Raw genomic sequence first — 13,140 nt, forward strand, 5'->3', positions numbered from 1 at the left:
GAGTGAAATTAAATGGTAAGAGAACAAGACTTTTTAAATTCGCACCCATTGGATAAATATATTGATGAACAATCAGCAAATGAATCAGAAATTATTAACAGCACAAAACAATATACTAAAGAAGATGAACAGAAGATTGATGAATTAACTAAACAAATAAAGCCAATGGATAATGATAGCTTATTAAATTATGGTACTTCTGCACAATCTGATATGTCTCAATTTTCACATCGTATTCTTAATGAGGTGAAAACCACAGATGTTGGTCCTGTTGGGGAATCTTTAAATGGATTGATGAGCAAACTTAAATCTGTAAACCCAGATGAGTTAAACCCAGAAAATCAATCAAAATTAAAACGTATTTTTAGAAGAACAAAAGCTTCAGTTAATGAAATTTTTTCAAAAATGCAATCTGTAGGATCTCAAATTGATCGCATTTCAATTGAACTAGATAAACATAAAAATAATTTAAATAAAGATATTGGAATGCTAGATGAATTGTATCATTTAAATAAAACGTATTTTGATGAATTAACACTGTATATAGAAGCAGCTAAAAGAAAGCAACAAGTGATACAACAAGAAGATATGCCGAAATTAAATGCTCAAGCTGAATCCACAGGTAATCAAATGGATGTACAAGCTGTATCAGATATGGAACAATTTATAGATAGATTAGATAAACGCATTTATGATTTACAACTATCCAGACAAATTGCTATACAAACTGCGCCACAAATTAGAATGATTCAAAATGTGAATCATGCATTAGCAGAAAAAATTCAAAGTTCAATTTTAACGAGCATTCCTTTATGGAAAAACCAAATGTCTATTGCACTGACTTTAATGAGACAACGTAATGCAGTTTCTGCACAGAAAGCAGTAACAGATACTACAAATAATTTGTTACTCAAGAATTCAGAACTTTTAAAGCAAAATGCTGTTGCTACAGCTACTGAAAATGAACGTGGTGTTGTCGATATTGAAACCTTAAAAACAACACAGCAAGATATCATAGACACGATTGAACAGACCCTCCAAATCCAGGAACAGGGTCGAAATAAACGTAAACAAGCAGAAACTGAATTAAACCAATTAGAAACAGAGATGAAAAATCAATTATTAGGTATGAAACAGCAAAAATAAAATGGATACAGAAATAAATTATAAGATATTAAGCCCGCAAATGAATGTTTTTAATGATTCATTTGCGGGTCTCTTTTTTCATTGTATATTTTGTCTTGGTTGTTATATCATGAGCTTGTTACTGTCCATCAGTTACGTACTCCTTTCACCTAGAACAAGTAATCTTAATATACAAAAACGTCAATTTCTATTGAAATTGACGTTTTTTCGTAAATGAGGGATGTTTATACCCTACGAGTTATTTGATTTTATTATTCTTTTTCATAAACGATAGTTTTCTGTTTCTTAAATAACGGTGCTACAATATAACCAATAATTGTAGTGATCACTGCTATTGGGAACCATTCTAATGAATAATCTTTCAGTGGTAAGTTATCAATAAGACTTAACTTGAACCAACCTTGTGTGTGAATCACACTAAGGATTGAAATAATAGAAACTACTGCTACAGGAATTTGCTGTGCAATTGGTTTTGTTGGAATAAAACGTGCTAGTAATATTAAAAGTACCGAAGTAATCGCTACTGGATATACAATACTTAAAACAGGAACTGACATTGTAATCACTGAGTTTAATCCTTGATTTGCTAAAATAAAACTCACTAACGTGAAGATGATAACGTAAGTTTTATATGAAATTCTTGGGAATATTCTATTAAAATACTCTGAAACAGATACGATCAATCCACAAGCAGTTGTTAAGCAAGCAAGAGCTACGATGATACCTAACAAGTACTTTCCAAAAGCACCAAATCCAGCGCTTGCCATTGTCGTTAGTAAATATGTACCAATATTTTGATCGTTAGCAATTAAACTGGCAACTTTCTCTTGCGGGACAGCCATATGGTTACCAATAAATCCTAAGGAAATATAAATAAACATAAGTGCCACTGCAGCAATAATTCCAGCTAATAGTGTTTGTCTGAAAATTTTGTTGGCGTGCGTGATGCCAGTTGCTTTTACCGCGTTAACCACAATCATTGAAAAAGCAATGGCAGCAATCGCATCCATTGTCAAATAACCATTCGTAAATCCTTGTGAAAAACCTGCAAAATTAGAAGTAAAAGCTTCAGCTGCCTGACTATGTGTATTACCACCATAATCAACAAACCCTTTGATAATCATCGCTAAAATAGTAATTAATAATAATGGTGTTAACAATGACCCAATGCGATCTACCATTTTATTTGGATTAATACATAAATATAAAACTACTAAAAAGTAAATGATTGTAAATATAAACAATGCTAAGCTACTATTTGTATGGGCAATTGGCGTAATTGTCATTTCAAATGACGTAGATGCAGTACGTGGTATTGCAAAAAGAGGTCCAATTGTTAAATATATGACAATTAAGAATATCACAGAAAATTTTGGTGAAATTTTATTTAAAGAACCAATATAACCTTGTTTATCTAAAGCACCAACGATTACCCCTAATAAGGGCAATCCTATACCAGTTAAAGCAAATGCTAATATGGAAGGCCAAAAGAATTGGCCGCTATCTAAACCTAAATTTGGTGGAAATATAAGATTGCCGGCTCCGAAAAACATAGCAAACAGCGTGAATCCTATAATCCATGTATTTTTATTCATAAATCGTTCTCCTTCTTGCCTATAAAATAATATTTACTATTCTATCACGATTTATAAGAATGCGTCTATATAAATTTCTGAATATTTCAATTTATGTGTGATTTTATAAATAAATTACGTACTAAAAAGATTTTAATAATAATTTTTTAAGTAATGGTGCAAGATGGCTTGGTAGATTTTCTACACCTTCTACGAAAATTGCATAGTTGCCATAAATGTTATGAATTGTTTCTTCAATATCTTCTGTAATTGGGTCTTGACTTAAAAATACATTAAAAACTTCAATACCCAATTTACGAGCTGTTTCCACAGCTTCATAAGTATCAAGAATACCATCTTGACTATAATTATAAGCTGATGGCTCACCGTCAGAAAACACAATTAGAAAACGTTGATTATGCGCTCTACGCATTAAGCGTTCGCTGCCAATTCTTATCGCAACACCGTCTCTATTATCATCTTGTGGTTGTAATGCCATGATTCTAGGTCCTTCTCGTTTTATAGTTGATTGATCATAAGCAATAATTTCATCAATAATATTAGGTTGTTTTGTATCATCAGCATCAAAGGCATCTTCATTAAATGCTAGTATCTCATGTTTTACGTTTAAAGATTTTAACGTTTCATGAAATAAAACGACTCCTTTAATTGTTTCAGACATTTTATCTTGCATACTTGCTGAAGCATCAACTAATAAAGTGAAGGTTGCATCAAACGATTGACTTAAATCTTGTTTTTTATAAAATAATTTATATTGATCATCAATAAACCAATTTAATAGATTTTTTTGTAATCGTCCTTTTGTTAGATTTCGACGCTCATCTTGGTATTCTCTATCTATTGTTTTTTTGATAATTTGTATCAAGTCTTTTGTTTCAAATTGGACTTCTTTTTCAACATCATGATATTCATTATGATATTCAGGTAGTATTTCAGGTATGTTCCATTTAACGTCTACGTTTGCGTTTATCCCTTTTAATGCAAAAGCGGAATGATTGCCTACTGCCCCACCTTCTTCACTTTCTACTTGATTCGTAGATCCTTTACCTTTTTTAGTTTGCATATCTGTCATATCATCGCCGCTGTCGCCTTCTCTAGCAGTGTCATTATCACCAACAACCTCACTATTTTCACCTTCATGTAGTTCCATTTCTAAATATGCCCCACCTTGTGAAGCACTATCTTGATGATTAGATTCTATATCTTCACTAACACTTTCTTCGTCATGGTCATTGTTTGAAGATTTATCAGTATTACTTGCATCCGTTCGTTTTATATCTTCAAATTTGAGTTCGTGAATGGCTTCATATACTTTTTTAGGTAAATGATAATATTCATTTAACATATCTTCATTTAAGATATCATCAATTTGGAACATAATCCGTTCAGCTAAGTACATATTATCCTCGGACGAATCATTATAGAAAAAATTAGGCAAATATTGATACATATTTGTCAGAATATCATCAATTTGTGGACCAATTTGGGGTATGTCGTAAAAGTTTTCACTTAAAAACGATGATTCCAAATATAAAAAGAGTAAATCTGTAAACGTCTTTTTGGTTTTATATACATTGATTTGTGTACTAGTATAACTTAATCTAATTTCATTGCGCATGTGAATGGCATCTTTAGTAGACGGCCGTTGTTTAACTATTTCGTTTAATACTCTTTTATCTTCTAATAATTTAAAAAGTTGTTGGAAAAATTTTGGATGCTTAAACGTATTATTATGAATAACTTCGTTGACAACTGTTTCATCCATCAATTTGTAGCCATAAGCAGCAAGCATGACATCAGTCTTGAGCCCCGTCGTTTCAATGTCATTTCTTCTATGCGACCAAAAAGCACTCGTTATTAACATATTATTGATTGGATCGTAATATGGGAATTTTTGAATTTTAACTTGTGTTTGTTCATTTTTTAGTAATAATCGAGCTAAATCTTGCAACATCATTACTTGCTTTGCATCTAACTGTTCGTCATTAAATAATATAAAACGATCGCTCATAAATATCCCTCACTAAAAGTTTAATTCTACTGCATTTAATATGGCTTGCTGTTCACGTTCGTCTTCTAGTTTATCGATAATTGTACGTTTAATGGCACGCTCTATAGGCATCACGGTAGCCAAATCACTTAAATCAATTAAAGCACGTATACTCGCTGCTTCTTCAGAAATTTGGCCTTGTTTGGTCATTGTTCGTAAATCTTCATTAAAATTAATGATTTTTTGTATTGTTTTATCATCTGATAATTGGCTTTGATTTTTAATTACATCACTTAAAATATCGCCATCAATATAATCTACTTGAATAACGACAAACCGGTTTTTAAGTGCTTCGTTCATTGGCAATGTACCAATATATCCTTCGTTTATTGCAGCGATTACATTAAATCCAGGGGCAGCATTGATAATTTCACCAGTGAACGGATTTGTTAATTTTCTACGGTAATCTAATACGCCATTTAAAATGGGTAAAGTTTCTGGTTTTGCCATGTTGATTTCGTCGATATAAAGTATATGGCCTTCTTTCATTGCTTTGATAACTGGTCCATCAATAAATACAATCTCTTGTGTGCCATTTTCATTTGTCTGTATCGTTTTAAAACCTAATAAACTTTCAGCGTCTAAATCTACTGAACAATTGACCTGGTGCATTGGACGATCTATTGTTTCGCTCAAAGTCTCAGCTAGCTTTGTTTTTCCAGAGCCCGTTGGTCCTTTTAATAAAATATTTTTATTCAATGCCATCATTGATGTTGCATCATCAAACACAGTTTCATCTTTGTTAATATATTGCGAATTCGTCATTGTTCCTTGCTCCTTTAAAAATAAAATAATTTATAAAATTCATATCATTAAAAATAGACTGGGGCTTGGATAATGTTTGAAATTATATAGCCCTAGTCTTATTAATTTAAGTTATATTTAATATTACACGTTTTCTATTTCACATGTTTCATATTGTAAATTATACCTCTTTAAAATAGGTTTTAAAGTAGCCACCGACAAGTCCAGAGTTGTCGATGATTTGATAATATTCTTCAGTTTCATTTATTACATCATATTGTTGTCCTACAGTTAACATGTCAGACACTGTGAATTTTTGTGCATCTGTATGTGTAACTTCTACTTTTTTAATGGGTGTATGATCTTTCCAAGTTTCATGTAGCATAGCTAAAAATCCTCTCTTTTTTATTATGAAGTTTCTAAGGTTAAAATGAATGTAATACCACTTTTTTCAGTGATTCTTAGTGATCTTTCGCCTTCTTGATCTAATGTTTGATAAGGGATTCCAATGGATTCAAGTTCTTCAATAGTCTTTTGGAATTGTGATTTAGATTCTATTCCAAATTCAATTTGTTCTAATATACCATGTTCCGGCATTAAAATTTCTTCGTCTGATGCGTGAACATGCAGCTCGCCGCCTAAACCACCATCACCAATACGAAAAACTTGTATTTTAAAATTAGCATGGTCGTTAGGAGTATATTCTGCAAAATGTTCTAGGCCAAACACCCTAGTTAAAATAGATTGTGTAAGTACTATATCGTTAACTTTTAAGATAACAGGACCTAGGCCTTGAATTTGATGCAGCGGGTTTACATTACTTTCGAAGGTTGGTATACCGAGTGGTGTACCAGAATTATGTTCATTGGAATAAATATTAAATGTCTGCCCATTTTGATCTTGGAAATTGAAATATTTATGACCGTTTAAATCAGTAGGCGCACCGAAAGCAATTTGATGCTGTTCTAAAATTGATTGATATTCTTCAAGTCCTTCATCACTTGGAACTCTTAAACCGATATTTTCAATATGGTTGTTATTGTTAATATAGTTTGGTACTTCTACAAAATGTATACGTGTACCTGAATTTAATTCAGCATCACCAAAACGTAAAGCTTGTCCTTTATCTGCCACATTTAATCCAAGTATACTGGAGAATAACTCTTTGGTTTTACTTAAATCATTTGTCCCTGTAGTAACACTTCTAAGACCATTCATTATATTAACCCCTCTATTCATATTCTTTCAATACATTATAACTTATTTTACATGTTATTTGTATGATGAAGTATCTGATTGTGATTGTATTTACAAAATTGTAAATTTTAAACATTGGAGGATTAGCAGAAATGTATTAATATAGGTATATAATAGGAATAATTATTTTATATGTATGAAAAAATTTATTTTAGTTATTTAAGGAGGTTATATATATGTTTGGTACATGGATTTTATTTGGTGTCACAGTACTGATTGCAGTTTATTCAGGTATTACTTTCTTTTCCAATATAAATAATAAAGCAAAACAGCAAAAAGCAAGCAAAGAAAGTATTAAGAAAAATAATATTTATGGCATTGTTTTTCTAGTGTTTTTAATTTTAGCGATTATTGAGCTTTTTGTATTTATTGCTTAAAATAACGCGCTTTAAATTAGCCAAAGATTTTAATATTATTGGTGAAATAATATAAATGTCAATTTCTATTGAAAAATTATAGAAATTGACATTTTGTTAATTTTAATGCAAATAAGATAAAGCCCACTTCCCATTTAAAGTTGTTTATGCAAAAATAAGATATTTTTGCTTCTATGTTTAATCTATTTTTTGATAAATCATTTGCACTACACCACTTTTATAAACATGTGTATTACATAATGAGATGTTGACGCGATTTTGATTGTGTTCAAAAAGAGGTTTTCCAGATCCTAAAATGACTGGGTGGATTGAAAGTCTATATTCGTCAATAAGGTTAAGATTTATAAAAGTTGTGATAATATTTGAGCCGCCATAGAGCCAAATGTCTTTGTTGCTATGTTTTTTGATTTTCAAAACCTTGCTACTGATATCATCACCGTTAATAAACTTTGTATGCGCTTTATCATTATAATTTTGGTTAGTAAACACAAATTTCTGCTTGCTATGAATTTGGTCCCACATCATTTTATCTCCAAATTGATCATCCTTTAAATTTGGCATAAATTCGCCCCATAAATCATAACTTTTCCTACCATATATAATAGTATCAATTTGTTCTAGAAAATGATTAAAGTTCATTTCTTCGTCCATGATGCACCAATCAACTTCTCCATTCGGCCCTTCTATATATCCATCCAATGTAATCGCTAAATCTAAAATAATTTTATTTGTGGTCATCATGATTACTCCTTATTTTGGTTATTATCATTATAGTTTATAAAATTACTATTTACAATAAAGCTAAGAATAATAAAAATGGACAGAAATCGATATAAAAAGGATTTCTGCCCAGTTCATTAATTAACTTGAATGAGTTTACTTTTAATCGCTATGATTATGTTCCACAATAAATTAAAATACCAAAATTTCATTTGTTTGCTAAATACTCGTAAAATGAATTGTCTCATTTGTTTGTGAAGATTTTTGTATTGCATCTATGATTGCTATTGATGGTAATGCATCTTTAACGTGTATATAGTTTTTAGTGTGATTATAAATGGAATCGTAGAATTGATTTATGAGTGTCCCATGACTTGGTCCATAATATGATTTTGTACCTGGCAATTTTTTATCTTCAATAATATGAATTTTGTAACCTTCTTTATTAACACGTGTAAGTATATTATCTTTAATTGTGAATTTTTCATTTTCAAAAATGACTTGAAGTTCGATACTTGAATTGCCAAAATTAGCATTAGTGGCAAAAAACATTCCATTCGCTCCATTTTTAAATTTAATATGTGCAGAAGCGGTATCTTCGACTTCAATTTGATAATCTAACAATTGTGATACATTGCCTTTAATTGTATCAACAGGGCCGCAAAGTAATTGCATTAAATCCAAGGTGTGTATGGCTTGATTGATTAATACACCACCTCCAGCAGTATCTAATTTTCCACGCCATGGTTTATCAGTATAATATGATTCAGGTCTGAACCAAGTAACGATACCTTTTATACCAATGATTTCACCAAACTTTTTGCTTTGTACTATCTGTTTTAAAGTTTGAAATGTTTCATTAAATCTATTTTGAAAGCAAACACATATTTTAGTATCTGGATATTTTTGCTCTAATTGTATTAATTTTAATCCTTCTTTAGCATTAATTGATAGAGGTTTTTCTTGCAAAACATGTATACCTCTTTCTACACAGGCAGTTGTCGCAGATACATGTAAATGATGAGGCAAACAAATATGTACACAATCTAGATCCACTTCTTTTAACATATTTTCAAAATTTGTAAAAAATTGAGCATTGGGTACTTTAGTTTGCATGGCGTTATCAATATCACATGCAGCTACTAATGCTACATTGGAATTTGCCTCTATCGTATTGAGATGTATTGCTGAAATATCACCTAGTCCTATAATTCCAATTTTCAACATATTACCAGCTCCGATTTTAAACATTTTTAATGTGCTTCGTTTTGAATTTGTTGCTTTAATGCATCTTTAAATTCTGAGGGATTTACTGGAACTGTTACTTCTTTACCTGTCCAACTAGATAAATAGATTGCATTTACTAAATTCACGCCATTTATGCCGTCATTTCCAGGCGCAATTAAAGGTGTCCCGTCAATGATATTAGCGGCAAAATTTTCTAATACATTTATATGTTGCTCACCCCATACACTTTCAAATTCAAATGTTTGCTGATCATAAATATTTTCTAATCCGTTGCCTTTAAAGATTTTAGCTGCTTCTTCCCAAGACATATTTCGATTCATTTGTGTTTCTGATTCTTTTAAACGTGTCAATGTGATTGTCTTACTATCTTCAACTAATATTTTGCCATTATCACCTGTGATTTCTAAACGATCAGTACCGATAATATCGTGGGTACATGTAATGAATACACCTGTCGCACCATTGCCATAATCTAGAATGGTTGTTACATCATCATCAACCGCTAAATCACGCTGATAGCCATATTTAATATTTGAAAACACAGATTTTGGCATCCCACATAGCCACTGTAATAGATCTATTTGGTGTGGCGCTTGGTTTACTAAAACACCGCCGCCTTCTTCTGACCATGTAGCTCTCCATGAACTTTGATCATAGTATGCTTGAGGACGCCACCAAGTCGTGATGATCCAATTCGTACGACGAATATTTCCAATTACACCGTCATCAATAAGAGATTTTACTTTTTGATAAAGTGGATTTGTGCGTTGATTAAAGAATATCGCAAATGTTAAATGTGGTTTGGATGCTGCTAATTCACTTATTTCTTTCACTTTTTCAGCATAAATATCAGCCGGCTTTTCAAGTAAAGCGTGAATATCCCGTTTTAAGGCTTCTTTACCTATATCAGTATGCAGATAATGAGGAACGGTTGTAACAATTGCATCAACATCCCCACTTTCTAGCATAGCGATATAGTCATTATAAAATGGTACATTAGGATAATGATTTTTTACTTCATTTTTCTTTTCAGTATTGATGTCGCAAATCGCTCCAATTTCAATTTGTGGAATTTTACCAGCTTTAATAAATTCAGCATACGTACTACCTTGAGCGCCCAAACCAATAATGCCTAAACGAATTTTTTTCATTGTGTATTCTCCTTATTGTTTATATTCGATAATATTTTCAAAAGTGCTTCATATTGCATTTTATATCCTTCTGCACCATCTTTTGCAGCAGAATTTTGAATTGTTTCAGTTGAATGTTCTAATTCTAAGTCTTTAATAGCATCAAAAACGACAAGATGCGGTTCAAGTGTTAAGAATCCTTGATAACCTGATTCAAAAAATTGTACTAAGATACTTTCAATCTGACCATCACCTGTACCACATAGCACATTAACATTATCCTTGTATACTGCATCTTTAATATGGATATACGCTATGTCATCTGAAAGTAAGTCGTAACAGTCCTGTGTATCTTCTCCACATTGGACAAAGTTCGCAAAATCAAATATCGCCTTGAAATTTGGAGAGTTTACTTCATCAAGAATAAGTTTACATCGACGAGCAATATCACCAAAAATATCTTTTTCATTTTCATGTAAAAGTACAATATTGTATTGCTCAGCTATTTTTGCAAATTCCTTTAATTTTGAAATCACTACATTTTTATAATCATCAAAATTGTCTTTTTTAGGAATATAAAAACTAAATATTCTAATATACTGACAATTGAGCAATTGACTTATTTCACATAATGATTTGAGCATTACTAATTGTCTTTCAAACGCTGCTTCATCATCTATATAAATTTTGCCAATTGGTGAACCTATAGATGATACTCCGATATTCCATTGCTTTAAGCGAGGAATTACATCTTTCTTAATCATTTCTACTGAGTAATCACCAATATTTTTATCATCGATTCCACGTAAGGAAATATAGCTCATGCCTAGCTCATTTACCGTTTTTAACTGTGTTTGAAAATCTGAAGCGATTTCATCAGAAAATCCAGAGATCTCAATATTTTTAAACATCGTATCTACATCCTTATCATTTTGATAGCGCTTACTTAATTAAATGTAAATAAGCACAGAATATTTATTTTAGAGTAAACATTAAAACCAAGATTTATAACCCAGATCATATAAGTGGTCCCGGCTAATTGTTAAACAATTATATGGATCTTCGCCGTATAGCTCGTCTTGTTCAACGAAGAAATATTCACTGCCACTTTCACGTCCAATTTCAATAATATCCTTAAGCGGTAAAGTGCCTTTTCCTAATTCAGCAAATTGAGTAATCATATGTAACATATAATATAATTTTTCATGTCCTTCGCCAGGGTATTGTGACATATCTATTTCACCTACTCGATAGTCTTTTAAATGTATAGCACGAATACGATTTGCATATTTTGGAATGACATCTATTGGATTAAGTCCTGCTCTCCAAATCCAATGGATATCTAGTTCGAAACCTAAATGATTTGTATGATCTCTCATTAAATCAAGCATAAATTGTCCATTGTATTGAACAAATTCTAAATTATGGGCATGATAGTATAAATCAATGCCTTCTTCTTTAAGTCTTTTGGCATAAGTTTCACAAATTTCAGCAAATTGTAAGGTGCTTTCTTTGGATCCCATATAGTTAATTGGTAACATCCCTATTCTCAAAATAGAACAGTTCACAGCTTTACAATCAGCTACAATTTTATCGAAATCATCTTCTAATGTATCTCCAGGATATTTTTGTTTAGCAGATATATGCTCTACACCACAGGACATTGCTGCAATATTCATTCCAAAATCATTAATCGCTTGTTGCATTGCTTCAATATTCTGTGGGTTCATGTCGATTTGAGAAATTTCGACCGCATTATAACCTAAATCACTGACTTTCTTCAGTACGTTATATAATCCTTCTTCTTGTACTTTTTGTTTGAGCATCATCATTTGAACGCCAATTTGAGTTGATGTCATATTCATTCTTCCTTTCAAAAATATTTATATTTTAGTGTTATAATATAATTATAATTTGAGGGAAAAATAACAACATTGTAAATCATGGAAAAAAGTATGTTTTTTGAGCAGGAGGGATATTTTCATGAAAGATAGAGAAACATTTACCCAACAATTTGATACAATTTCATTACCCTTTGATGGTCAATACGCCGCATGGCATAAAATAAGTGACGGTCATTTTGGAAATGAATTACATTATCATGATCATTATGAAATATTTTTTTCATTATCTGGAAATTTGCTTTATACCATAGAAGGACAATCTTTTAATTTAGAGGTTGGCTCAATGCTCATTATTCCACCATACGAATTCCATCGTTTGGATGAACAAAAGGATGGTCACGCAGAGCGTATCGGCTTACGATTTGATGCTGAAATAATAAATGAACTTTCTGTAGAAAATTGTGATCTAAGCGTGTGTTTTGATAAATATTCATCTAAATTTAAATATCTATTGCAGTTATCGGAATATCAAAAAAGAGAATTATATTATTTGTTACAAGGTTTAATTAATGAACAAGATAATCAAGCTTTTGGTAAAGATTTAGCTGCTAAATCTTTACTGACACAGTTTTTAATCATACTTAATAGAGTAGCAATAGAAAATGAAGGTATCGTTGATTATAGTGATGACCCATCTAGTCACTTAGTTAGACAGGTATTAGACTATATGGAATTACATTACAGTCAGGAAATATCATTAGAGCAACTTGAAAATAAATTTTTTGTAAGTCGACATAAAATCACGCAACAATTTACAAAACTAGTTGGCTATCCACCATATCGTTATTTATTAAATCTGCGTTTGCAAAATGCTCAAAGGTTATTAAAAAATGGAGAAAATCCACAACAAGTAGCAACTCATTGTGGTTTTAGTGATTATTCGAATTTTTACAGAAGATTTAAAACCTCATATGGTTGTAGTCCGCGCGAATTTTCACAACAATATGATAATCATTAAATAACAATCAT

The 13,140-nt window shown here is 31.2% G+C and carries 13 protein-coding genes; 3 read left to right on the forward strand and 10 right to left on the reverse strand.

Annotated features, from left to right (window positions below; translation table 11 throughout):
* Positions 1-12: 12 nt before the first annotated feature.
* Entirely contained in the window at positions 13-1,146 is a 1,134-nt protein-coding gene (locus KA883_RS00810) for a toxic anion resistance protein (protein ID WP_046208288.1), read from the forward strand.
* A 251-nt stretch (positions 1,147-1,397) separates the two neighbouring features.
* Here KA883_RS00810 and brnQ3 read toward each other — a convergent pair whose 3' ends face one another.
* The 5 genes from brnQ3 to KA883_RS00835 form a co-directional block, all read right to left on the reverse strand.
* Entirely contained in the window at positions 1,398-2,741 is a 1,344-nt protein-coding gene (gene brnQ3, locus KA883_RS00815; protein WP_046208287.1) for a branched-chain amino acid-like transporter carrier protein BrnQ3, read from the reverse strand.
* Between the two features lie 121 nt (positions 2,742-2,862).
* A complete protein-coding gene (locus KA883_RS00820) occupies positions 2,863-4,752 on the reverse strand; it encodes a vWA domain-containing protein (protein WP_046208286.1) in 1,890 nt (629 codons plus the stop codon).
* Positions 4,753-4,764: 12 nt separating this feature from the next.
* Positions 4,765-5,556 carry an ATP-binding protein gene (locus tag KA883_RS00825; RefSeq protein ID WP_046208285.1) on the reverse strand — a complete coding sequence of 264 codons (792 nt, stop codon included), beginning with the start codon at positions 5,554-5,556 and terminating at the stop codon, positions 4,765-4,767.
* 160 nt (positions 5,557-5,716) lie between these two features.
* On the reverse strand, positions 5,717-5,920 hold the full coding sequence (locus KA883_RS00830; RefSeq protein WP_019468793.1) for a DUF6501 family protein: 204 nt from the start codon (positions 5,918-5,920) through the stop codon (positions 5,717-5,719).
* Positions 5,921-5,943: 23 nt separating this feature from the next.
* Positions 5,944-6,753 carry a VOC family protein gene (locus KA883_RS00835; RefSeq protein ID WP_046208284.1) on the reverse strand — a complete coding sequence of 270 codons (810 nt, stop codon included), beginning with the start codon at positions 6,751-6,753 and terminating at the stop codon, positions 5,944-5,946.
* 215 nt (positions 6,754-6,968) lie between these two features.
* On the opposite strand from KA883_RS00835, the gene KA883_RS00840 reads away from it, so the two are divergent.
* Positions 6,969-7,169: a hypothetical protein gene (locus KA883_RS00840; protein ID WP_046208283.1), complete on the forward strand. Its 201-nt coding sequence runs from the start codon at positions 6,969-6,971 to the stop codon at positions 7,167-7,169.
* A 177-nt stretch (positions 7,170-7,346) separates the two neighbouring features.
* On the opposite strand, the gene KA883_RS00845 is transcribed toward KA883_RS00840, so the two are convergent.
* The 5 genes from KA883_RS00845 to KA883_RS00865 all read right to left on the reverse strand — a co-directional run bounded on the left by KA883_RS00845 (position 7,347) and on the right by KA883_RS00865 (position 12,126).
* Positions 7,347-7,910 (reverse strand): dihydrofolate reductase family protein, encoded by a 564-nt coding sequence (locus KA883_RS00845; protein WP_046208282.1) that lies wholly within the window; start codon positions 7,908-7,910, stop codon positions 7,347-7,349.
* 198 nt (positions 7,911-8,108) lie between these two features.
* Positions 8,109-9,116, reverse strand: a complete 1,008-nt coding sequence (locus tag KA883_RS00850) for a Gfo/Idh/MocA family protein (RefSeq protein ID WP_046208360.1) — start codon at positions 9,114-9,116, stop codon at positions 8,109-8,111.
* A 26-nt stretch (positions 9,117-9,142) separates the two neighbouring features.
* A complete protein-coding gene (locus KA883_RS00855; RefSeq protein WP_046208281.1) occupies positions 9,143-10,288 on the reverse strand; it encodes a Gfo/Idh/MocA family protein in 1,146 nt (381 codons plus the stop codon).
* Positions 10,285-11,178, reverse strand: coding sequence for a sugar phosphate isomerase/epimerase family protein (locus KA883_RS00860; protein WP_046208280.1), 894 nt, complete (start codon positions 11,176-11,178; stop codon positions 10,285-10,287). Before KA883_RS00860 ends, KA883_RS00855 begins: the two co-directional genes overlap by 4 nt.
* 81 nt (positions 11,179-11,259) lie before the next feature.
* Entirely contained in the window at positions 11,260-12,126 is an 867-nt protein-coding gene (locus KA883_RS00865; protein WP_064208962.1) for a sugar phosphate isomerase/epimerase family protein, read from the reverse strand.
* A gap of 124 nt (positions 12,127-12,250) precedes the next feature.
* Here KA883_RS00865 and KA883_RS00870 point away from each other — a divergent pair, with 124 nt between their 5' ends.
* The gene (locus tag KA883_RS00870; RefSeq protein WP_046208278.1) at positions 12,251-13,129 is read left to right on the forward strand and encodes an AraC family transcriptional regulator; all 879 of its coding nucleotides are present in this window, start codon (positions 12,251-12,253) and stop codon (positions 13,127-13,129) included.
* The last annotated feature ends 11 nt before the right edge of the window (positions 13,130-13,140 follow it).

It is taken from the genome of Staphylococcus sp. GDY8P54P (genome assembly GCF_017892645.1).
In the GTDB taxonomy this organism is placed as follows: Bacteria; Bacillota; Bacilli; order Staphylococcales; family Staphylococcaceae; genus Staphylococcus; species Staphylococcus ureilyticus.